Annotated in this window: 18 protein-coding genes and 1 pseudogene; 12 read left to right on the top strand and 7 right to left on the bottom strand. The window is 41.0% G+C overall.

Features of this window, described 5'->3' with window-relative positions:
* Positions 1-80 precede the first annotated feature (80 nt).
* The 3 genes from C2M30_RS00725 to C2M30_RS00715 all read left to right on the top strand — a co-directional run bounded on the left by C2M30_RS00725 (position 81) and on the right by C2M30_RS00715 (position 3593).
* Positions 81-590, top strand: a complete 510-nt coding sequence (locus C2M30_RS00725) for a phosphatase PAP2 family protein (RefSeq protein WP_105170314.1) — start codon at positions 81-83, stop codon at positions 588-590.
* Positions 587-1636 carry an MJ1255/VC2487 family glycosyltransferase gene (locus tag C2M30_RS00720; RefSeq protein WP_105170313.1) on the top strand — a complete coding sequence of 350 codons (1050 nt, stop codon included), beginning with the start codon at positions 587-589 and terminating at the stop codon, positions 1634-1636. Before C2M30_RS00725 ends, C2M30_RS00720 begins: the two co-directional genes overlap by 4 nt.
* A 76-nt stretch (positions 1637-1712) precedes the next feature.
* Positions 1713-3593, top strand: a complete 1881-nt coding sequence (locus tag C2M30_RS00715; RefSeq protein ID WP_105170312.1) for a methyl-accepting chemotaxis protein — start codon at positions 1713-1715, stop codon at positions 3591-3593.
* Here C2M30_RS00715 and C2M30_RS00710 read toward each other — a convergent pair.
* The 5 genes and pseudogenes from C2M30_RS00710 to priA form a co-directional block, all read right to left on the bottom strand.
* On the bottom strand, positions 3583-3951 hold the full coding sequence (locus C2M30_RS00710; protein ID WP_105170311.1) for a gamma-butyrobetaine hydroxylase-like domain-containing protein: 369 nt from the start codon (positions 3949-3951) through the stop codon (positions 3583-3585). The genes C2M30_RS00715 and C2M30_RS00710 overlap by 11 nt on opposite strands.
* A 63-nt stretch (positions 3952-4014) precedes the next feature.
* On the bottom strand, positions 4015-5343 hold the full coding sequence (hslU, locus tag C2M30_RS00705; RefSeq protein ID WP_105170310.1) for an HslU--HslV peptidase ATPase subunit: 1329 nt from the start codon (positions 5341-5343) through the stop codon (positions 4015-4017).
* Between the two features lie 6 nt (positions 5344-5349).
* Positions 5350-5870: pseudogene (gene hslV, locus C2M30_RS00700) on the bottom strand (ATP-dependent protease subunit HslV).
* 131 nt (positions 5871-6001) lie between these two features.
* Entirely contained in the window at positions 6002-6523 is a 522-nt protein-coding gene (locus C2M30_RS00695) for an SPOR domain-containing protein (RefSeq protein ID WP_100914210.1), read from the bottom strand.
* Between the two features lie 14 nt (positions 6524-6537).
* A complete protein-coding gene (gene priA / locus C2M30_RS00690; protein WP_105170309.1) occupies positions 6538-8712 on the bottom strand; it encodes a primosomal protein N' in 2175 nt (724 codons plus the stop codon).
* 211 nt (positions 8713-8923) lie between these two features.
* On the opposite strand from priA, the gene rpmE reads away from it, so the two are divergent.
* Together rpmE and C2M30_RS00680 are read left to right on the top strand one after the other, a co-directional pair.
* Positions 8924-9139, top strand: coding sequence for a 50S ribosomal protein L31 (rpmE, locus tag C2M30_RS00685; protein WP_010562148.1), 216 nt, complete (start codon positions 8924-8926; stop codon positions 9137-9139).
* A 399-nt stretch (positions 9140-9538) separates the two neighbouring features.
* Complete coding sequence (locus C2M30_RS00680) at positions 9539-10780, top strand: malic enzyme-like NAD(P)-binding protein (RefSeq protein WP_100914208.1); 1242 nt, start codon at positions 9539-9541, stop codon at positions 10778-10780.
* Positions 10781-10825: 45 nt separating this feature from the next.
* Here C2M30_RS00680 and metJ read toward each other — a convergent pair whose 3' ends face one another.
* Entirely contained in the window at positions 10826-11149 is a 324-nt protein-coding gene (metJ, locus tag C2M30_RS00675) for a met regulon transcriptional regulator MetJ (protein ID WP_010562146.1), read from the bottom strand.
* A gap of 190 nt (positions 11150-11339) precedes the next feature.
* Between metJ and metB the strand changes: the two genes are divergently transcribed.
* Positions 11340-12560 (top strand): cystathionine gamma-synthase, encoded by a 1221-nt coding sequence (gene metB, locus C2M30_RS00670; protein WP_105170308.1) that lies wholly within the window; start codon positions 11340-11342, stop codon positions 12558-12560.
* 8 nt (positions 12561-12568) lie between these two features.
* A complete protein-coding gene (gene metL / locus C2M30_RS00665) occupies positions 12569-14905 on the top strand; it encodes a bifunctional aspartate kinase/homoserine dehydrogenase II (RefSeq protein WP_105170307.1) in 2337 nt (778 codons plus the stop codon).
* 98 nt (positions 14906-15003) lie between these two features.
* Here the strand turns inward: metL and C2M30_RS00660 are convergent, their stop codons facing one another.
* On the bottom strand, positions 15004-17460 hold the full coding sequence (locus C2M30_RS00660) for a penicillin-binding protein 1A (protein WP_105170306.1): 2457 nt from the start codon (positions 17458-17460) through the stop codon (positions 15004-15006).
* Positions 17461-17595: 135 nt separating this feature from the next.
* Here C2M30_RS00660 and C2M30_RS00655 point away from each other — a divergent pair, with 135 nt between their 5' ends.
* From C2M30_RS00655 to C2M30_RS00635, 5 genes are read left to right on the top strand one after another with little or no spacing between them, the layout of a single operon-like run.
* Positions 17596-18675, top strand: coding sequence for a pilus assembly protein PilM (locus C2M30_RS00655; protein WP_100914204.1), 1080 nt, complete (start codon positions 17596-17598; stop codon positions 18673-18675).
* Positions 18663-19229 (top strand): PilN domain-containing protein, encoded by a 567-nt coding sequence (locus C2M30_RS00650; RefSeq protein ID WP_054981144.1) that lies wholly within the window; start codon positions 18663-18665, stop codon positions 19227-19229. Before C2M30_RS00655 ends, C2M30_RS00650 begins: the two co-directional genes overlap by 13 nt.
* Positions 19226-19831, top strand: a complete 606-nt coding sequence (locus C2M30_RS00645; RefSeq protein WP_010562140.1) for a type 4a pilus biogenesis protein PilO — start codon at positions 19226-19228, stop codon at positions 19829-19831. The genes C2M30_RS00650 and C2M30_RS00645 overlap by 4 nt, the downstream gene beginning before the upstream one ends.
* Positions 19828-20361, top strand: a complete 534-nt coding sequence (locus C2M30_RS00640; protein WP_010562139.1) for a pilus assembly protein PilP — start codon at positions 19828-19830, stop codon at positions 20359-20361. The genes C2M30_RS00645 and C2M30_RS00640 overlap by 4 nt, the downstream gene beginning before the upstream one ends.
* Entirely contained in the window at positions 20348-22432 is a 2085-nt protein-coding gene (locus tag C2M30_RS00635; protein WP_171043634.1) for a type IV pilus secretin PilQ, read from the top strand. The genes C2M30_RS00640 and C2M30_RS00635 overlap by 14 nt, the downstream gene beginning before the upstream one ends.
* The last annotated feature ends 86 nt before the right edge of the window (positions 22433-22518 follow it).

Here is a 22518-nt window from a genome sequence, read left to right as displayed (position 1 = left end):
TCTTAATTACGTGAAACTGTCACCTGATTGTTACGTAGCGAATCTAAAGTCAAACTAACTCCTTGCAATCGAGAATTGCTATGCAAACCATTTCACAGTTAGACCGAAAAGCATTTTTTAAATTGTTTAATCACCAAGCGTCTAAACGCAGGTTATACGTCATAAAAGCGGTGTCAAAATTGGGAGATGGCTTTTTGTATTTACTTGTTGGGGCTGCATGCTACTTGATTGATACTGAAACCAGCAAGTTAGCTTTATTTGCTTTAGTTTTAGGGTTTTCAGTAGAGCGACCTGTTTACTTCTTTTTGAAAAATACCTTAAAGCGTGAAAGACCCAGCCAGTCGATTGTCGAAGGTTTTGTGGTGCCAAGTGACCGTTTTAGTTTGCCATCAGGACATAGCTCCGCTGCATGGCTGTTTGCCTGTGTTATTACTTGGTATTTTCCTGAGTTTAGTTACGTATTGTTGTTGGCAGTTGCCATTTCATTGTCTCGCGTAATGCTTGGTGTGCACTATCCATGCGACATTATCGTAGGCGCTATACTGGGTACGGGGTTTGCGTTTGTAGGTATTTTCGGAGCTTCATTATGAAAATTTTATATGGCATTCAAGGTACTGGTAATGGGCATATTACACGTGCTCGGGCAATGGCTAAGTCATTTGCAAAAAGCAGTATTAAAGTGGATTACTTTTTTAGCGGCCGACCTGCAAATAAGTATTTTGATATGTCTGACTTTAATGATTATCAAACACGAGAGGGTTTTACTTTTGCCATCGAAAACGGCTGTGTAAATAAGCTCAAAACCCTTAAAAACATTCGCGTTGGTCAATTTATTCACGACGTTAAAAAATTTGATTTATCGGGCTATGACTTAGTTATTAACGATTTTGAGCCTATCTCAGCGTGGGCAGCAAAACTTGCTAAAGTACCTTGCATTGGCATTAGTCACCAAGCCTCTTTTTTATCAAACAAAGTACCGTCGCAAGGGGCGACATTGTTAACACGTTTGGGTTTAAAGCTGTTTGCACCTGCTGATTGTTATTTGGGCGTTCATTGGTTTCCGTATCATCAAAATATTATTCCGCCATTTATCGAGCCAGTTAAAAGCTGGCAGAAAGATAACTTTATTGAAAATAAGATCTTGGTTTATTTACCTTTTGAGGATCCAAAGAAGATCATTGCGTTATTGCAGCATTTTCCTGAATACGAATTTTATTGCTATCACCCGCAGTTAAGTAATAAAAGCATCAACCACCACATTCATTTACGCTCACCGTGTCGAGTTGGTTTTTTAAATGATTTGGTTTCTGCTTCTGGCACGATAGGTAACGCAGGTTTTGAGTTATCAAGCGAAGCGCTGCGTTATGGTAAAAAGTTACTGCTAAAACCGCTCGATGGCCAATTTGAGCAAGCGTCAAATGCATTTACCTTAGTCAATGCTGGGCTTGCTACTAGTATGTCTTGCTTAAATGCCGATGTAGTGGACGATTGGCTCTCGGTTAATAACAAACAAGCGATTAATTTTCCAAGCGATCCTAGTCCGTTAACCGACTGGATAGCAGCGGGTGCAAGTGATGTAAAAGCCTTATCAGATAACTTATGGCAAAACATTCAGCTTCCTATGTTTGCAAGCTAATCTACTTTTAGCACAATTTTATATAGCATCTATACTTTTATAAGCTTTCTAAAAATTATATGAAACAGAGGTTTATATGGAGCTGCTACAACGCTTAACAATTAAAGCTCGGCTACAGCTAAATGCTTTTTTTGTGGGTGCAGCAATGTTTATATTGCTGCTAGTGATTCTTTATGAAGCGTCAGTGATGCTTAAACTGAATACAGCGATTCAGTTAACAGAAGAACTGGCGATTCATGAAGGTGTTTTACGTAAACATGAAAAGAATTTTTTATTTTATAAAAAGGTCGAATCACTAGAGCTGTTCGATAATGAGTTTAAGTTACTGAAAAATAAATCAAGTAACTTAAATGAATTACTACAAGAGCTTGATATATCAACCAAAACGCTAGCTGAATTAAATGGCATAATCGATCAATACAATGCCGACTTTAACGAGGTAGTAGCTCTGCAACGACGTATTGGTTTGCACCCGAAAGATGCAGCCTACGGTAATTTAAGAGCCGCAGTGCATCAAGTAGAGACCTTACTAAAAAAGCAAAACAGCTACCAGTTGCTCGCCGATATGCTGCAGCTACGTCGCAACGAAAAAGACTTTATGTTGCGCCTCGATAAAAAATACTTAACCCGCTTTAACAACAATATAAACGCTTTTAAAAGTAATATTCAGCAGGCTGATTTCGATTCGAGTTATCGCTCTGAATTACTAACATTACTCGATACTTACCAACGGGAATTCTCAGCGTTAGTATCAGCACAGGAGGCACTAGGCCTAGATTTAGAGTCGGGAGCCTTGGGCAAAATGGCTGCTAGTGTCGCGAAAAGTGATGTCTTGGTTGATCGAATGACCGCTGAAACGAAAGCGGCAATTGAGCAAAGTGCCGATTTCACATCAATGGTTGCGATTGTCATATTTATTTTATCTACAGTGATAGTGATGAGCTTGGTGTATATGACCAGCCGTTCAATTATTTTACCGGTAAACCGAGTATGTGACATTATTCATACAATACGCAGCACTAACGACTTAACGCAGCGTGTGCAAAGTGCGGGTAATGATGAAATTGCACGAATGACCGGTGATTTTGATTCCTTTATTAGTGACTTTAAAAATTTGATTTTTGAGGTTAAACAAGCGCTTGGTATTTTGAATTCAGCAACAGAGAATCTTGCCAATACCACAGCTGAAACCAGTGACGGCATGCGTGAGCAGCTGCATGAAGCGGATATGGTGGCTACAGCCGCAACTGAAATGCAGGCGACCATTCAAGATATTTCACACAATACTGAGGCTGCAGCTAAAAAAGCAGAATCGACCAATGAAAGTGCAATGCAAGGTAAACAAGAGGTTGATTCTACAGTAGCACGTATCTCAGAGCTTACTAACTCACTTACGCACGCATCTGATGTTGTAACTCAACTAGAGCAAGATGCGGTAACTATTGGCTCTGTGCTTGATGTTATTCGTGGTATTGCTGAACAAACTAACTTACTTGCACTTAATGCGGCGATTGAGGCGGCGCGCGCGGGTGAGCAAGGGCGCGGCTTTGCGGTAGTTGCTGATGAAGTACGCTCGCTGGCACAAAGAACGCAAGATTCAACACAAGAAATCGAAAGTATTATCTCGACATTACAACAGCGCACGCAAGAAGTGGTAAGTGTGATGGAGCGCTGCAAAACTCAGGGGAGTTCAAGTTCAGAGCAAGCGGTGCAAGCGGGGACCTTGCTCTATTCAATTAGTGAAGATGTACAAACCATTATGGATATGAGCACGCAAATAGCCACCGCAATTGATGAGCAAAATCAGGTGGCGTCTGAAGTGAATAAAAACGTTATTAAAATTCGTGATATTGCGGAGCAAGCCGCAACACATGCGCAAACTAATGCGCAAACCAGTGAAGAAGTGTCAACTCAGGCTGAAGTACTGCACCGAGCAATTGAAAAATTTAATGTGTAATTTTAATTGGGATCAAGGCGTCGCGAGACGCTTTGTTTTGTTTTAAGTTGGCTAAGTATTTTTGCCATAGCGCATCATGATTTTGAGCTAAGTGAAACAGATAGTCCCAACTGTAAAGCCCGGTATTATGGCCATCATTAAAGATAATACGCACAGCATAATGACCTACTTGCTCTATCGCCTGTATGGCAACGTCTTTTTTGTTGGTTACTAAAATCGGTTTGCCATGGCCTTGCACCTCTGCAGAAGGCGAATGAACGCGCAAAAACTCAGGTGTAAAAGTATGCTGACTTTGCCCGTCAAAATACACATCGAGCAGGTTTGAAACACGATGATAATGTAATTTAGAAACTAACATAAAATACCCAAATAAAAAGGCGCCAATAAGCGCCTTTTCTATTGTTATAAAAGACGAGTCAAATTATAAGATAAAACGACTTAGATCTTCATCTTTAACTAATTCACCCAAGAAACGCTCAACGTAGGCTGCATCTACAATTAGGCTTTCACCTGATTTTTCGCTCGCATCATATGAAATTTCTTCCATTAGTCGTTCCATAACTGTGTGTAATCGACGTGCACCGATGTTTTCGGTTTTTTCGTTTACTTGCCACGCAGCTTCTGCAATCTTAGTGATTGAGTCTTCACGGAACTCAACGTTAACACCTTCAGTGCCCATTAGCGCTTGATATTGCTCTGTAAGTGATGCGTGTGGTTCAGTTAGAATTCGTTCGAAATCAGATGAGGTAAGTGCTTCTAGTTCAACGCGAATAGGTAAACGACCTTGTAGCTCAGGAATTAGATCCGACGGTTTTGCCATTTGGAACGCACCTGATGCAATAAAGAGGATGTGGTCAGTTTTAACCATGCCGTGTTTAGTATTTACTGTTGAACCTTCAACAAGAGGCAGTAAGTCGCGCTGCACACCTTCACGGCTTACGTCTGGACCTGATGATTCACCGCGCTTACAGATTTTGTCTATTTCATCAATAAACACAATACCATTTTGCTCAACGGCATTGATCGCTTGCTCTTTTAGCTCTTCAGGGTTTACTAGCTTTGCAGCTTCTTCTTCAGTAAGTAGCTTAAACGCGTCCTTAATTTTTAGTTTACGCTTAGACTTTTTATCGCCACCCATGTTCTGGAACATGCTTTGAAGCTGATTAGTCATCTCTTCCATGCCTGGAGGTGCCATAATTTCAACGCCAACAGGTGCTTGAGAAACATCAATTTCAATTTCTTTATCGTCTAATTGACCTTCGCGTAATTTCTTGCGAAATGCTTGACGTGTTGTATTATTTTCAGACTCTTGCGCTTGGCCCCATGCATCTTTTGCTGGTGGCAATAAGGCATCTAAAATGCGCTCTTCTGCAGCTTCTTCTGCTCTGAACTTGTACTTTTCGGTTTGTTGTTCACGTGTCATCTTCACTGAAATATCTGCAAGATCGCGAATAATGGTTTCAACTTCTTTACCAACGTAACCTACTTCAGTGAACTTCGTTGCTTCAACTTTAATAAATGGCGCGTTAGCCAGCTTAGCTAAACGACGCGCAATTTCAGTTTTACCTACACCCGTTGGGCCAATCATTAAAATGTTCTTTGGCGTTACTTCACTGCGCAGAGCTTCGTCAAGTTGCATGCGACGCCAGCGGTTACGAAGAGCAATCGCAACGGCTTTTTTAGCTTTGTTTTGACCAATAATGTGCTGGTCTAACTCATGTACAATTTCTCTTGGTGTCATTGCAGACATATTCAATTACCCCAGCTCTTCAATGGTTTGGAAGTTATTAGTGAAAACGCAAATATCGCCTGCAATTTTTAGGCTTTTTTCTACAATTTCGCGTGCACTTAAGTCGGTATTTTCAAGTAATGCAGTTGCTGATGCCTGGGCGAAGTTGCCACCACTGCCAATAGCGATTAGGTCATGCTCAGGCTGCACTACATCGCCATTACCTGTGATAATCAGTGATGCAGTTTCATCTGCGACGGCTAGTAGCGCTTCGAGCTTTCTCAATGCGCGGTCGGTGCGCCAATCTTTGGCCATTTCAACAGCCGCTTTGGTTAAGTGGCCCTGATGCATTTCGAGTTTGGTTTCAAAACGTTCAAACAATGTAAAAGCATCGGCTGTACCGCCCGCAAATCCGGCAAGTACTTTGCCGTTATAAAGACGACGCACTTTTTTTGCATTGCCTTCATTACTGTGTTGCCCAGTGAAACTTGGCCATCACCGCCAATCACTACTTTGCCTTCGCGGCGCACAGAAACTATCGTAGTCATAAATAAACCTTAGGTTTAATCTGTTAATTTCAATTGTTATTGATATGGGGAGTAAACAAAGGATTTCAAGGCTTGGCGGGGGAACTTGGTAGCAAAACAAAGCTACCAAGCTTGAATTTGTGTTAGTTGTGTTACTTAGGCATTAAATAAATGCGACAGCGAGAAATGCGCGCACGTTTAATTTGGTTGTTCGCACTTTCAGCAAGACGCTTGGTGGCAAATGGTTCTATTTTTACGCGATACCATACGCCATTTTTGCCTTCTGTACGGTCTACATCAGCAATGAGGCCGGTCTTAAATGCAATTTGTGCTTTTAGCGCTTCCGCATCATCACGATTACGTAGCGATGCACATTGCATATAGTAGGGGCCTTTTTGCTCTTGTTCTGTAACTTCAACTTCAATGTTGGCATTCTCAATTTCTTCAATGAAATCGGGCTTTTTCGGCTTAGGCTTAGGTGCTTTTGTTTGTTCTTTGGCAACTTTTTGCTGCGATGCTTTTACATCGCTATTAGTGGTAATAAAGTATAAGCCATAAATACCGGCCGACACTAAAACAACCGCGGCTACTAACGCAGCAACAGGAAAAGGGCGTTTGCTTGGGGTCGTTTTTTTAGGGGCACGTTTTTTATTTACGTAATCTCTTTGGGCCATTGTTTACTATTTTCTTATGCCATTGAAACTGGGTCGATATCGATACTCCAGCGGACCTTTGTTGCTAGCTTACTTTGACTTATGTAGCTAACAAGTTGATGTAGGTATAAGTGCAATTTCTTGCGCTCATTACCTTGAATATGGAGCTGGTAGCGGTATTTGCCTGCAATGCGCTCAAGTGCTGCAGGAACAGGTCCGAGCAATTGTATACCAGAAGGCAGTTGTTCTGGAATAAGGTCGTATAAAAAATTATTGATGTCGTTTAGCTTGTGCGATTCGCAACGAATGATTGCAAGACTAGTGTAGGGGGGTAGCAAGGTTTCTTCACGTTCACGCAAAGCATAACGGGAGAAGTCTTGGTAGCCATTATTGATTAAGTCTTGTAATAGCGGATGTTCTGGAAAATGTGTTTGGAGCAATACCGTGCCGGCTTCACCGCTACGCCCTGCGCGACCTGACACTTGGGTAATTAATTGGGCTAGGTGCTCTGTAGCGCGAAAATCGTAAGAATAGAGTCCGCTATCTACGTCCATAATGACGACTAGCGACACCTCACTAAAATGATGTCCTTTAGCAAGCATTTGTGTGCCAATTAAAATGCGCGGTTCGCCTTTGTTTATGTCGTGCAGTGCGCTTTCTAAACTGCCTTTTTTACGGGTTGAATCGCGGTCAACTCGGGTGATTGGGGTGTCGGGAAAGCTCTCAGCTAAAAACTCAGCAACTTGTTCTGTGCCTTGCCCTGCGGGGATAATTTGCGTACTACCGCAACTTGGACATTGTGTAGGCACATGCTCTTGCGCACCGCAATGATGGCAAATTAAATTGCGAATATGTTTGTGATAGGTGGCATTGGCGCTACAGCGTTGGCATTGGCTTAACCAGCCACACTCGTGGCAAATAAGACTAGGCGAAAAACCTCTGCGATTTAAAAACACCATAACTTGCTTACCTTTAGTAAGCTCTTGTTTGATGTAATCAAGCGTTGCAAGTGCAAGACCAGACTGCTGATGCTGCCCTCGCATATCAAGTAGCACATACTGATTATCGCTTTGTGTTTGTGCTCGCTCAGTTAATTTAAGCAGTTGGTACTTATTATTTGTGGCATTATGAATCGTTTCGAGCGACGGCGTTGCACTACCCAAGATTAATGGAATCGCTAGTTTAGCAGCACGAAAGCATGCTAAATCACGGGCGTGGTAGCGCAGTGAGTCTTGCTGTTTAAATGATAAGTCGTGCTCTTCATCAACAATAATCATCGCAAGTTTGGCAAATGGTAAAAACACACTAGAGCGGGTGCCAATTACAATGGCAGCGCTTTGAGTTTGTGCTGCACGCCAAGTTGATAGGCGTTCATTATCCGTCATTGCAGAGTGCCAAAGCATAATAGGCACATTAGGAAAGCGCCTACGAAAGCGGTTAACGGTTTGTGGCGTTAAGCCAATTTCGGGTACCAGTACTAACGCTTGTTTACCTTGTTGCAATGGCTTTTCGAGAGCTTGCAGATAAACTTCTGTTTTTCCGCTGCCAGTTACACCTTCAAGCAAATAGCAGGTATAGCCTGTAGCTTGATTAATTGCTGCAAGTGCAATGGCTTGTTCACGCTTAAGTTTGGGTTTATCGCCGATTGCGAGAGGTTTTGATTGCCAATCACGATTGTATTCAACCGTTTTCTCAATAATCGCTTTTTCCAGCAGTGATTTAACGGTTGCACTACTAAACCCGAGCGCACTCAATTCGGTAACTGGCGTACTGCCCGAATCAACTAAATGCTCGATTAGTTGGCGCTGTTTTTTACCATTCACTGATGCATTTTCATCGATTAGTTTAATGATAGGCACCGCAGACTTATCAAGTGCTTCGCCTTTATTTAACAGAGTCGGTAGTGCAACTTGGTAGCACTCTCCAAGCGGGTTTTGATAATAATGACTCGCAAATTCGATAAGGCTGATCATGTGACGATCAATAATCGCGTTGTTATCAATTAAACGTGAAATAGGTTTTAATTTATCGAGAAATTCACTATTTGATTTTAACGCAACAACAATGCCGACAAGTTGCTGACGACCAAACTGAACTGCAACACGACAACCCACCGCAATATTAGTTTGAAACTGAGGTTCAACGAGGTAATCAAAGTTACGGTAAAGCGGTACATTTAAGGCAATTTCTGCAACAACAGGCGTAGTCATTCTACTTTTATTTTTAGAGCGAATTTGTTGAAATTAAATCATGGCATTGTGTTTGCGGCTAGTGTTAAACAAAATTTATCTGAAGATGGTTAAAGATCTTGCTATTGGCATGTTAGTTGGCTAGAATTCGCGCCCTATATATTTTTGTTTAACAACGTATGGTGCCAGACTTCGGGTTTGGAGAGCGATGCGGCCTAATTAGAGGTTTACTATGAAAGAAGGTATCCACCCTAAGTACGAAGCAATCAATGCTACTTGTTCTTGTGGTAACAAATTCGAAACGCGTTCAACTCTTTGTAAAGACATCCACTTAGATGTTTGTTCAGAGTGTCACCCGTTCTACACTGGTAAGCAAAAAGTGCTTGATACAGGTGGTCGTGTTGATCGCTTCAACAAGCGTTTTGGCGCGCTTTCAAGCAAAAAATAAGAGCTGTTTTAGTTCTTTCAAAAAAGCACCTAAGGGTGCTTTTTTTGTATCTAAAATTTAATATGAATTTTTGTCATGTTATATGGTTTTTCTATGTCTTTTTATTCTAAATAGATGGCTATATACTGGATTATAGATAGCTTCAATATTCATTATTTTTACTATCTGTTGGCAAAATAGTATCTGTCGAGTGTAAAAAAATAGATGGTTGTGAATCTGGTCGGATCTGAATTAACTTCAATCTGGTAATGATTTAGCAGAAAATATCCACAAGCCTATTGTTGTAAATTCAACTATGGTCTTAGGTTAAGATATAACCGCATTTAACTTCTATTTACTCTAAATGCCGTACTATTAAACCAGTATCTCTCACTTTTAACATCGTAGGATAAGGCACGCATGTCTGACATAAGAGAAAAAGCGCTACAATACCATTCTGAACCCGTTCCTGGAAAAATCAGCATCGAATTAACCAAACCAGCAGAGACAGTTAATGATCTTGCATTAGCTTATAGTCCTGGTGTTGCTGAACCGGTTCGTGAGATCGCAGCGGATCCGAACAATGCATATAAATATACTGCAAAGGGTAATATGGTCGCTGTTATCTCAAACGGTACTGCAATTTTAGGTTTAGGTAATTTAGGGCCGCTTGCATCAAAACCTGTTATGGAAGGTAAGGCGTTATTATTTAAGCGTTTTGCTGGTTTAGATTCAATTGATATTGAAGTTAAGCACCGTACTACCGAAGACTTTATTAATACTGTAGAAAATATTGCAGATACTTTTGGTGGTATTAACCTGGAAGATATTAAAGCGCCAGAGTGTTTTGAAATTGAAAAAGCGCTTATTGAACGTTGTAGTGTGCCAGTATTTCATGATGACCAACATGGTACCGCGATTGTAACTGCGGCGGGCATGCTGAATGCGTTAGAGATCCAAGGTAAAAAGTTAAAAGATGCATTAATTGTATGTTTAGGTGCAGGTGCAGCAGCAATTGCATGTATGGAGCTGTTAATTAAATGTGGTGCACAACGTGAGCACATTTATATGCTTGATAGAAAAGGGGTTATTCATACGCGTCGTGATGACCTAAATGAATACAAAATGTTGTTTGCAAACAATACAGATAAGCGCACCTTACAAGATGTTATTGAAGAAGCAGACGTATTTGTAGGTGTTTCAGGTCCTGACTTATTGGCTCCTGAAGATCTAAAATTAATGGCAGATAAGCCTGTGGTATTTGCATGTTCTAACCCTGATCCTGAAATTAAGCCCGAAGTGGCGAATGCTGCGCGCAATGATTTAATTATGGCAACAGGTCGTTCAGATTACCCTAACCAAGTTAACAACGTATTATGCTTCCCATTTATTTTCCGCGGTGCGCTTGATGTGCGCGCAACAGCGATTAATGACGAAATGAAAATTGCGGCGGTAAATGCGATTCGCGAAATTGCTAAAGAGCCAGTACCGCAAGAGGTATTGTCAGCGTCTGGTGAATCAAGCCTTGAATTTGGTAAAGATTACATTATTCCTAAGCCAATGGATCCGCGTTTGCTTCCGCGAGTAGCACGTGCGGTTGCAGAAGCTGCGGTTGAGTCAGGCGTTGCGCAGATTGAAATGCCAGAAAACTACATGCTTTAACTTGGTTAAAAGCAAAAAAAACCTCAGCAATTGCTGAGGTTTTTTTTATTCATCTTCAAGCTCTGGAACCGGTAAGCCGCGTTCAGCAAGAATTTCTTTTACCCTTTGCGGAATATGCTCAGGATTATCTTTTCTCAGATCTTCATCGTCAGGCAATGGCTGACCTGTAAACGCATGCAAAAATGCTTCACACAGTAGTTCGCTATTGGTTGCATGACGTAAGTTATTTACTTGTCTACGAGTGCGCTCGTCTGTCAGTACTTTCAATACGTTAAGTGGGATAGATACGGTAATTTTTTTCACTTGTTCTGATTTTTTACCGTGTTCTGCATATGGGTGAATATATTCACCGTTCCATTCAGTTGCCATAAAGTGTACTAGCCTATATCTGTTACGATTTAATTTTGACGATAGCCTGTATATTAAGAGGCAAAATTTTATCGTTTTAAAATATATAGTCAAATATCATTTATTTGGCTATATAGACGTGTAAAAGTTTTGACTTCCATTGTTTAGTGGTTTAACCTTTTAGACGTCTAAACATCTAAGTGACAGAGTTATGAAGCAGAACAAACAAACAACCCTTGCTGTTCGCAATGGCATTACCGCAGATAAACATCATGGTGCGGTTGTTCCACCATTATATTTATCGACGACTTATTCGTTCGCCGATTTTGATAAAAAGCGTGATTATGATTATGGCCGTAGCGGCAATCCTAATCGCGATATTTTGGCTGATACGCTTGCTAAGCTAGAAGGCGGTGAAAAGGGGATTGTAACTGCAACAGGTATGGCTGCTGTTCACTTATGCACACAAATCTTAACACCAGAAGATACTATTTTAATTCCTCATGATTGCTATGGCGGCAGTTACCGTTTATTCACGAGCCTTGAAAAACGCGGTTTATTAAAAGTAGCGGTTGTCGACTTTACACAAGCGTCTTGCTATGAGCAGATTAAAGCAATTAAACCTAAGCTAGTGTGGATTGAAACGCCAAGTAACCCAGTTTTACGTTTAACTGATATTGCCAAAGTAGTGGAAGTTTCTCACTCGGTAGGGGCGTTAGTGGGAGCTGACAACACGTTTTTATCTCCAGCATTACAAAACCCAATTTCATTTGGTGTAGATATTGTTATCCACTCAACCACAAAATACATTAATGGCCACTCAGATGTTGTTGGTGGCGTGGTTATTACACGCACTGCGGAGTTAGGCGAAGAGCTCGCTTGGTGGGCAAATAATATTGGTATTACAGGTGCGCCATTTGATGCGTATTTAACGCTGCGTGGTATTCGTACTTTAAATGTACGTATTAAACAGCACCAAGAAAACGCATTTGCTATCGCACGCTATTTAGAAATCTGTGAGCATGTAGAGAAAGTTTATTACCCAGGTCTTGAAAGTCATCCACAACATGATTTAGCAAAAGCACAGCAAAAAGGTTTTGGTGGCATGGTGAGCTTTAGTATTAAAGGCACAATTGAAGATACGGCTAAATTTTTAACCAGTGTAGAACAGTTTAGTCTTGCTGAATCACTTGGTGGTGTAGAGAGCTTAATTTGTCACCCAGCTACCATGACACACGCCGGCATGGCGCCTGAAGCACGAATTAAAGCAGGCGTTAACGATACGTTAATTCGTATTTCTGTTGGTATTGAAGATGTTGAAGATTTAATCGCAGATCTTGAACAAGCATTCGCAAAAACAATTAACAAAGATGTCGCTGCTGGTGGAGAAAAAAGCACTCAATGCTGCGCTGCACGACCTGCATTGTGGTGATTATTTAAATGACAAAACAAGTATATAAATTTGGTGGGTCAAGCCTAAGCAGTGCCAAGCGCTACCATGCAGTTGCCAATATTTGTCAGCAACTAGCGTATGGCGATGCCATTGTTGTATCTGCTGCAGGTAAAACGACCGACACGCTTGTGCGCTTGTGGTCGTGTTATCACAATCAAGATCATAAAGGTGTTGGTGAAGTAATTGCGTTACTAAAAGATCACCAATGCGCACTGGTTTCTGAATTATTAGGTGATAAAAGTGAAGTGTATGCTCATTTTATTGACGATATTAATGCAATCTCTCAACGTGCTGGCTGTGCAGAGTTAGAGCAGGCGTGGTTGCTTGCTCACGGTGAGCTGTGGTCTGCCCGATTACTTGCGCATTATTTAAATAAGCAAGGGGTTGCTGCGACTCACTTTGATAGCCGCAAGCTATTTGTTGTTGCACAAAATAATCTTAAGCATCAAGAAAATACTGCACGCTGCCAGGCATTAAAGAGCGACCAACTTAATGTGGTGACGGGATTTATCGCAAGTGACGAAGTGGGTAACACGGTGACGTTAGGCCGAAATGGTAGCGATTACAGTGCGACTTTGCTTGGTAAATATATTAATGCCAGCAGTGTTACAATTTGGACAGATACTCAAGGCGTTTACAGTACCGACCCACGTAAAGTAGAAAAGGCGGTTAAATACAATAAAATTAGCCAGCAGCAAGCGCAACAACTCGCGCGATTAGGTAACCCTGTATTGCACGCTAAAACGCTTACACCATTAAAAGACAGCGATATTAAATTAGTCGTTCGCAGTAGCTACGATAGCCATAGTGATGGTACGCAAGTGGTTGCTAACGAACAAGCGAAAGCAAAACGTTTTTTAACGACACTTGCCAGTGTTGACGTGTTTCAACTTACTCATAACAATAAAGATAGCATTCGAGAGTTAAGCATTATTCTGCAGCATCCGCTTCAGCCGCTTGAGGTAGAGGGAAATACGTTACTGCTTGTACCAAGTCAGTTTGGCGAGCAAGTTGCGTCATATTATTTACAAGATGCGGTGCTTATTGAATCGAATGTTTCTGGTGTGGCAATCGTGAGCGAGGCCGGCAGTGAATCGCAGTTACTTGAAAGTGCAAAAGCATTATTAGAGAAGCAAAGCATGACATTACGTGGTGCGTGGAGTCAAAATGGCTTTGCTATTTTACTTGGTGACCAGTTGCTTGAAAGCGATACGCTGTCATTGTTACATGATGAATTGATCACCGCTAAACAAGAATTAGCTGTGATTGTGGCGGGTATTGGTAATGTTGGTGAAGTCTTTTTATCACAGCTTAATGACCAGTTAGCGCGTTTAAATACCTTGTTACCAGTTAAGTTGGTAGGTTTATTACGCTCAAGTACGAGTTTGTTAAATGGCCAGGGTATAGAGCTGGCAACAGCCAGTGCAAACTTCAAAAATAATGCAAAAGCGTCGTCACCTGAGCAGATCATCGAGTTTATTAAAGAGCTTGATTATGGCCATAAAGTAGTGATTGATATCACGGCAAGTGAATCGTTTAGTAAGTTATACCCTGAATTTGCGTTGCACGATTGTCATATTATTTCAGCAAATAAATATGCGGGCACCGCAGAGTTAAATTGGTATGAAAATTTACGTCGCTTGCAGACTGAGAAAAATTTACTATGGCGTTACAACACAAGTGTAGGAGCCGGTTTACCAATTAATTTTGCTTTAAAAGACCTGCAAAACTCGGGCGATAAAATCACTAAAATTAGTGGTGTGTTCTCGGGCACATTGTCTTGGTTAGGGGCAAATTACTCGCTCGATAAAAAGTTCTCAGATTTAGTTGAGCAAGCACGAGAGTTGGGCTTTACCGAGCCTGATCCGCGTGAAGATCTTTCTGGCCGTGACGTACAAAGAAAGTTACTTATTTTGGCGAGAGAGCTTGGTTTATCACTTGAGCTAGACGACATTGAGTTATCGGCGTGGATGCCAAATGAGCTTGCCGAAGGGTCTTGGCAAGATGCATTAGCAAAACGTGAGTTACTTGATACATTTGTGGAAGAGCTCGCTCTAGATGCACAAAGAGAAGGTAATACGCTTAGGTACGTGGCTGAGCTTGATACCACAACCTCACCTATTACGGCAAAAGTAGGGTTAAAAGCTGTTGCTCCGTCAGCTGCGGTTGCAACACTAACTCCGGGCGATAACATTTTTGTGATCAATAGTGTTTGGTATGCTGACAACGCATTGATTATTCAAGGACCTGGAGCAGGGCGTGAAGTTACCGCTGCGGGAGTGCATTCTGATTTATATTGGCTTTGCCATAAGCTATCAGAGTAATTAACCTTAACTCTGGGTAATTAATATTAAAAAGCCGCTAACAGTGTTAGCGGCTTTTTAAATTTATTTAAACTGATTTATACAAATGAATGGTGCCGTTAAAATAGCTCTTCAGTTGTTTTGCCTGAATCAGTCGTTGTTGTATAAGGGTCAAATAAATTCTGCACTTCTTGCTGAGTATACTGCGTTGGTGCTGTGCCCTTAATAAAATACTCAAATCGTGACGAGTTATCGGTTTTTTTAGTTAGTAACCCTGATTTACGGTCGATTCTTACAGAGACGAGCCCTTCAGGTTGTTCAATAGGTGCGCTAGGCATACCTCTTAGTGCTTCACGCATATAATCAAGCCATGCAGGCTGTGCCGTTCGTGCACCAGATTCACCGCCTGCAAATTGATTGCGACTTAAATTATTGTTGTAACTTACTCTGCCTAAACGCTTGCCGGCATCATCAAAGCCGACCCATACAGTGGTAATTACTTGGCTGTTAAAGCCTGAAAACCAAGTGTCTACAATATCGTTTGTAGTACCGGTTTTACCTGATAAGTCGTTACGTTTTAAATCTTTTGCACGCCAACCAGTGCCAAGCCAGCCTGGTTCTCCATAGATTGCAGTGTTCATCGCGTCGGCAATTAAAAAGGCATTTTGTTCGCTAATTACGCGAGGTGCGTAATGAAAGCTATCACGCACTTCTTCAGCGCTACACTGATTGCAAACTACTAACGGTTGAGATTTATATACGATGTTGCCTTCGGCATCTTCAATACGGTCAATAAAATATGGCTCAATTAAATGTCCGCCATTGGCAAACGTTGCCATACCACGCGCCACTTCTAAAGGCGTTAACGAAGCAGCACCGAGAGAAAGTGCCTCATGTGGTTTAATGTCTTCAGGTGAAAAGCCAAATTTAAGTAAATGGTCAACTGTTTCGCGTGCGCCTATGCCTCGTAACAGGCGAACTGCAACCACGTTTTTAGACTGTGCTAATGCGCGACGCACACGAATTGGGCCATCGTAATTAGCTGGGCTATTTTCTGGGCGCCATGCGATGCGTTGTGCGGAGTTCCAGCTATTTATTGGTGCATCGTTAATTATTGAGCCTAACGAGTAGCCGTGCTCTATTGCAGCTGAATAAAGGAATGGCTTAATGTTTGAACCCACTTGACGCTTTGCTTGGGTTGCGCGGTTGTATTGCGATAACTCGAAGCTATAACCACCAACAAGTGACTCAATTGCACCGGTTTGAGGATTAAGAGACACTATTGCACTACTCACGTCAGGCATTTGAGATAGTTTATATTGACCATCTTGATTTTGCTGTAGCCAAACGAACGCTCCAGGATAGAGTATATCTGAGGTTGTTTCAGGCGGCTTTCCTTGACGTGAATGTGAAATGTATGGACGAGCCCACTTTAATCCGTCCCATGGAATTGTGATTGAATTGCCGTTTTTAAGTACTGCATAAGCATTTTGCTCATCAATTTGCTCTACAACAGCTGCTTTTAAATAACCGATTTCATTTACTGATTCGAGATAAGAGAGGATTTCATTACGTTGCCAAGCCGTATCCGTTTCGGAGTTCCATAAATAAATGTTAACTCCTCTAAAACCATGACGATGGTCATAGTTATGAATATTATCCATTAACGCTTTTTGCGCAGCCGCTTGGTTTTTAGCTGTGATGGTTGCGTAAACTTTATAACCGTTGTTATAAGCACCGTCTAATCCGAAGCGTGCAACCATGTCTGCTCGAATCATTTCTGAAATATAAGGTGAAGAAAACTCGATTTCTGCACCGTGCTTTTTCGCTGTTATTGGCGCTTTACTTGCTTCGTCAAATTGTGCTTGTGAAATGTATCCTTCAACTAACATACGTGAAAGAACGACATTGCGGCGATGTTTTGCACGAGTAGGATTACTAATAGGGTTTAGTGATGAAGGAGCTTTCGGCAAGCCAGCAATCATCGCAAGCTGCGGTAAATTAAGTTGATCTAAATCTTTGCCGTAGTAAACCTGCGCTGCTGCGCCAACACCAAAAGCACGATGACCAAGTTCTATTTTATTGAGATAAAGTGCCAATATTTCATCTTTTGTCATTAGGCTCTCAATGTGCAACGCAATAAAAATTTCTTTTATTTTTCGCATGTATGCTTTTTCGCGCGTTAAAAAGAAGTTACGCGCCGTTTGCATGGTAATAGTACTGGCACCTTGTTTCTTTTCGCCCGTTGTTATTAGTACTATTGCAGAGCGGACAATGCCGATTGGGTCGATGCCGGGGTGATCGTAGAAACGATTATCTTCAGTCGCGAGTATGGCGTTTAAAAAATCTTGCGGAATTTGATCTATCGTAACCGGAATACGTTTTTTTTCGCCAAATTGGTTGATTAATTGGCCATCTTTGGTGAATACTTGCATAGGTGTTTGAAGTTGCACGTCTTTTAAAACGGCAACGCTGGGTAGTTCGGGCTTTACGTAAAAGTAAAGGATAACTACTGCAAAAGTACCAAGAATGGTACATATGATAATAAAACGTAAAAAGTTTTTTATAAAAGCCACAGAAAATTCCCGAGAATGGACTCCCAATTACAAGATAACACTGGTAGTATATCCTGATTAATTTTTGAATAAAATTTTTTCGCTAGATTTTATAAAGTTATTATAATTATAAAAAAAAGGATTAGCGTTAGGTTTATGATAGGTCAACTGTTTAAAAAACCACAGCCTCTGATGGTTGGTATTGATATTGGCTCTCACTCGGTCAAAGCCGTGCTATTAAGCCAGAAAGACACTCATTATCGACTTGAAGCGTTTGCTGTCGAGCCAATGCCTAAAGGGGCAATGGCAGAAAGGACGATCCAAGATATTGAAGCTGTTGGTCGTGTAATCAATAAAATTCGTAAAAAACTCCCCAAAAACATTTCAGAAGCGGCAACTGCAGTATCTGGTCAGGCGGTTATCACGAAAGTTATTTTTATGGATGTAGCCTTAACGGATGCTGAATTAGAATCTCAAATAGAAATTGAAGCGGACAGCTTAATTCCTTATCCACTTGATGAAGTGAGTCTAGATTTTGAAAAGCTTGACGTGAACGATGCTGATCCATCAAAAGTAAACGTATTACTTTCAGCTGCGCGTACTGAAAGTGTTGAAGCGCGTGCTGGAGCCGTTGAGTCAGGTGGTTTTGTGCCTAAAGTTGTTGATGTTGAAGCGTATGCGTTAAGTCGTAACCTTGAATTGTGCTACGACTTCCTGCCAGAAGACGCTGCAAATAAGGTGGTTGCCTTTATTGATGTAGGTGCAACGATGACGCTTATCAGCGTAACGCAGAATGGTGAGACACTTTATACCCGAGATCAGGTTTTTGGTGGTGAACAATATACGCAAAGTATTGTTTCTTACTATAATAAGAGTTTCGATGAAGCGGAACTTGCAAAAACGTCAGGTGACTTACCACCAAACTATACGTTTGAAGTATTAGCACCGTTCCAAACATCATTTCTGCAACAGGTTCGTCGTGCTATTCAAATGTTCTTAACCACAAGTGGCAAAGACCAAGTTGACTATATTGTATTATCTGGTGGTACCTCGTTGATCTCTGGCTTAGATAAGCTACTGATTGATGAGTTAGGTATTCATTCCGTCATTATGAACCCATTTGAGAAGATGGAGCTAGCACCTGGCGTGGACCGTGAATCTTTAGAGAAGAACCAAGCACAGTTAGCAGTAGCGACGGGCTTAGCACTAAGGAGTTTTTCACCATGCCACATATAAACCTCTTGGCGTGGCGTGATGCGTCGCGCAAGGAAGCACAAAAGCAGTTTGTTACGATTCTTGTGCTCGTTGTTATTGTTGCGTTTGGTAGTATGTTTGCACTAAGTATGTTCTATGGTGCATTAAAAGATGGCCAAAATGTTCGTAATAACTTCCTTACTTCAGAAATAGCACTACTGGATCAGCGAATCAAAGATATTAATGAGCTAGATAAGCGAAAAGCTAGTTTGCAACAGCGTATGCGCCTTATCGAAGAGCTACAGAGTAACCGAAACCTTGGTACACAGATTATGGATGAGGTTGCACTGGTAGTTCCGTCAGGCGTTTACTTAACAAGCTTAGAACGTCGCGACCGTGCGCTTCAAATTGTAGGTAAAAGTGAATCTCATAACCGTGTGTCTGCAATGTTACGTAAGCTTGAAGAGTCATATTTATTTGAAGATGCAATTATGCAAGTGATTGAAGCAGGCGACCAAGAACTGCGTTTGCTTAACGATTTCAACTTAAGATTTAGAGTTAAACCGTTCGAAGAAATTAGCGAGGTTCAAAAATGAATATCGATTTAAAATCGCTAAATGAAATCGACTTAGATGAATTAGACCTAGAGAATGTTGGTAGTTGGCCACTTGCTGTTAAAGTGATAGTTTGTTGTATCGCAGCAGGCTTAGTTGCATTTTTTACATATTCAATGTTGGTTTCAAGTGAAATTGAAGCCTATGAAAGAGCGCAACAAAAAGAACAAGAATTGCGAGCTTCTTATCGTCAAAAGTATGATGTAGCTAGTAAGTTAGAAATTTATCGTCAACAAATGGTTGAAATGGAAGAGAAGTTTTCACAGCTTTTGAAACGTCTTCCTACTTCAAGTGAAACACCTGGCTTAATTGAAGATTTATCTTACATTGGAACATCAAGCGGTTTAACGTTCCACAAAGTTGAATGGATGCCAGAGATCGAAAAAGAGTTCTACACTGAGTTACCAATTAAAATTGAAGTGGTAGGTAGTTACCATGATTTTGGTGAGTTTGTAAGTAAAGTAGCTGAGTTACCTCGTATTATCAGCTTACATGACTTCACAATTGAAGGTGGGGAACAACAAGAGCAGTTAGAGTTTAGCGTTGTTGCTAAGACCTACCGCTACGAAGGGGAGCGCGAATGAAAAAATTAGCTATTTTAGCTTTGCCTCTAATTCTTAGTGGCTGCTTTGATGATTTAACGGAACAACAAGAATTTATTAATCAGGTGCGTGCTAATACTAATAATAACGTAGAGCCAATTCCTGAAATTAAGAACTTTAACCACTTTGCTTACACCGCCAGCGAAAAGCGAAGCCCTTTTGTAGCACCAAAACCAGAGGTTATCCAGGATCGATTATTGCAAGTTCAAAACTGCTTGCACCCTGACCCTCGTCGTAGAAAAGAAGCGTTGGAGCGTTTCCCGTTAGAAAATCTACAAATGCGTGGCACAATTGGCTCAGCAACAGAGCTGTTAGCACTTATTACAGCTCCTGATAACTCATTGCATGAAATTGGTGTGGGTGAGCGAATGGGACTATTTAATGGCAAGGTAACTCAGGTACAAAATGGCTTTATTGAGCTGCTAGAATTAATACCTGATGGTGCAGGATGTTGGAAAGAACGCCTGACGAAAGTGGAAATCGTGGAGGCAGGTAGCAATGCGTCAAGTTAATAATAAAGGGTTTAATAATATGCGATTAGCAGTAGGTCTACTTCGTAAAGGCTTTTCAACTTTACTAGCAGCAGGTTTATTGGTGCTTTCATTTGGGGCGTCAGCTGTCCCACTGCTATATGATGTGCGCTATAACCCATTACTCGATGGCGAAACAGAAATCGAATTCGTATTTGATGAAGAAATTTATGTAGAGCCAAAAATTCAGGTGTTCTCAGAACCGGCACGTATCGAATTATTTTTCGATGAAGCTGACTTTGAGGAAAACTTAACAGAAGTTTTGATCAACAAAGCCGGTGTTAAACGTGTTACTCATGCATTTGAGAATGATGGCTTTAAAGTAACTGTATTTTTAGATTATCTTAAAATTTATCAAACACGTGTAGACAAAAATCTTTTCTACTTGCATGTAAGCGATAACCCAACGCAAGATGTAGCGGAAACTTCAGCAGTTGAAGATAGCTCAAGTTATATCAACAAAATTCAAGCAATTGATTTCCGTCGCGGTGAAAGTGGTGAAGCTCGCGTTATGATTTTCTTACAAGAAAACATGGCAGCTATCGATGTAAGCGAAAAAGCGGGTAAAATTGTTGCTGAGTTCCATAATACCGACATTCTTGATGATCTTCTTTATCAGTTAGATGTAATGGATTTTGGTACGGTAGTTAGCACTGTTGAAACATTTAAAGATGGTATTAATAGCCGTATCGTTATTGATACAACAACTGGCTTTGATTATAACTACCAACAATTGGATAACATCTTCACATTAACTGTTGAAAAAGATGAATCAAAGCGCAGCTTCTTAGGTGACGGTAAAGATTACCAAGGTAAGCCGATGTCGCTTAACTTCCAAGATATTTCTATTCGTCAAGTGCTACAAATTATTGCGCAGTATAACAACTTTAACTTAGTAACGAGTGATTCAGTAGAAGGTAACATAACACTGCGTTTAGATGGTGTGCCTTGGGACCAAGCGCTTGATGTAGTGCTTCGTATGAAGGGCCTTGATAAGCGTATGGATGGTTCAATTTTAATGGTTGCACCAACAGAAGAGCTGGCTTCTCGTGAAGCTCGAGAGTTAGAAGTGAAACAGAAAGTTGCTGAGTTAGAGCCGCTGTATAGTGAATATATTCAGTTAAATTACGCAAAGGCAAAAGATTTCTCTGAACTGCTTAAGTTCGAAGGTAACAGTATTTTATCAAGCCGTGGTTCTGTTTCGGTGGATGAGCGTACAAATACACTTTTAATTAAAGATACTGCTACTAGTATCGAAAGTGTTCGCCGTATGATTGAGAATTTAGATATTCCTGTTAAGCAGGTTAAAATTGAATCTCGCATGGTAACCGTACGTGATAATGTACAAGAAGACTTAGGTATTCGCTGGGGCTTTAGTGATCAGCAAAATTCTGATGGCGTTTCAGGTACGCTTGAAGGGGCTAATAGCATCGGTAATGGTATTATTCCAGCTCTAAGTGACCGCTTGAACGTTAACTTACCAATTGCTAACCCAGCAGGTAGTATTGGTATTCATGTAGCTAAGCTTGCAGATGGCACACTAATTGATTTAGAACTATCAGCACTTGAACAAGAAAATAAAGCGGAAATCATTGCAAGCCCAAGTATTACTACGGCAAACCAAAAAGAAGCACGCATTGAACAGGGTACTGAAATTCCTTACGTTCAAGCAGCTTCAAGTGGTGCAACAACGGTTGAGTTCAAAAAAGCTGTATTAAGCTTAGAGGTAACGCCACAAATTACACCTGATGATAAGATTATCTTAGATCTTGTTATCACTCAGGATACGCGTGGTGATACGGTGCAAACACCAACAGGCCCTGCTGTTGCGATTGATACGCAAAAAATCCGTACACAAGTACTTGTTGATAATGGCCAAACCATTGTGTTGGGTGGTATTTATCAACAGCAGATTGTGAGTAATACTAAGAAAGTTCCTCTGTTAGGTGATATTCCTTACCTTGGTTACTTGTTCCAATCAAATAGTGAATTTAACGAGAAGAAAGAGTTGCTTATCTTTGTAACTCCTAAAATTCTTAATGATTCTTTGTAATTAAAAAGGGCTGAATAGCCCTTTTTAATGTATAACACTTGAAAACCTTGCCTGTTTGTTGAGATAATCCCTGCCTTACTTTTGGG

Origin of the sequence: Pseudoalteromonas sp. T1lg24, assembly GCF_002964745.1 — a bacterium.
In the GTDB taxonomy this organism is placed as follows: Bacteria; Pseudomonadota; Gammaproteobacteria; order Enterobacterales; family Alteromonadaceae; genus Pseudoalteromonas; species Pseudoalteromonas spongiae.
The sequence above is the reverse complement of the archived record's forward strand: the minus strand, read 5'-3'. Positions and strand labels throughout refer to the sequence as shown.

Excerpts from the sequence above, each read along its gene's own strand:
- C2M30_RS00725 (WP_105170314.1), top strand. The coding sequence starts at position 81 with ATGCAAACCATTTCACAGTTAGACCGAAAAGCATTTTTTAAATTGTTT.
- C2M30_RS00720 (WP_105170313.1), top strand. The coding sequence starts at position 587 with ATGAAAATTTTATATGGCATTCAAGGTACTGGTAATGGGCATATTACA.
- C2M30_RS00715 (WP_105170312.1), top strand. The coding sequence starts at position 1,713 with ATGGAGCTGCTACAACGCTTAACAATTAAAGCTCGGCTACAGCTAAAT.
- C2M30_RS00710 (WP_105170311.1), bottom strand. The coding sequence starts at position 3,951 with ATGTTAGTTTCTAAATTACATTATCATCGTGTTTCAAACCTGCTCGAT.
- hslU (WP_105170310.1), bottom strand. The coding sequence starts at position 5,343 with ATGTCTGCAATGACACCAAGAGAAATTGTACATGAGTTAGACCAGCAC.
- C2M30_RS00695 (WP_100914210.1), bottom strand. The coding sequence starts at position 6,523 with ATGGCCCAAAGAGATTACGTAAATAAAAAACGTGCCCCTAAAAAAACG.
- priA (WP_105170309.1), bottom strand. The coding sequence starts at position 8,712 with ATGACTACGCCTGTTGTTGCAGAAATTGCCTTAAATGTACCGCTTTAC.
- rpmE (WP_010562148.1), top strand. The coding sequence starts at position 8,924 with ATGAAAGAAGGTATCCACCCTAAGTACGAAGCAATCAATGCTACTTGT.
- C2M30_RS00680 (WP_100914208.1), top strand. The coding sequence starts at position 9,539 with ATGTCTGACATAAGAGAAAAAGCGCTACAATACCATTCTGAACCCGTT.
- metJ (WP_010562146.1), bottom strand. The coding sequence starts at position 11,149 with ATGGCAACTGAATGGAACGGTGAATATATTCACCCATATGCAGAACAC.
- metB (WP_105170308.1), top strand. The coding sequence starts at position 11,340 with ATGAAGCAGAACAAACAAACAACCCTTGCTGTTCGCAATGGCATTACC.
- metL (WP_105170307.1), top strand. The coding sequence starts at position 12,569 with ATGACAAAACAAGTATATAAATTTGGTGGGTCAAGCCTAAGCAGTGCC.
- C2M30_RS00655 (WP_100914204.1), top strand. The coding sequence starts at position 17,596 with ATGATAGGTCAACTGTTTAAAAAACCACAGCCTCTGATGGTTGGTATT.
- C2M30_RS00650 (WP_054981144.1), top strand. The coding sequence starts at position 18,663 with ATGCCACATATAAACCTCTTGGCGTGGCGTGATGCGTCGCGCAAGGAA.
- C2M30_RS00645 (WP_010562140.1), top strand. The coding sequence starts at position 19,226 with ATGAATATCGATTTAAAATCGCTAAATGAAATCGACTTAGATGAATTA.
- C2M30_RS00640 (WP_010562139.1), top strand. The coding sequence starts at position 19,828 with ATGAAAAAATTAGCTATTTTAGCTTTGCCTCTAATTCTTAGTGGCTGC.
- C2M30_RS00635 (WP_171043634.1), top strand. The coding sequence starts at position 20,348 with ATGCGTCAAGTTAATAATAAAGGGTTTAATAATATGCGATTAGCAGTA.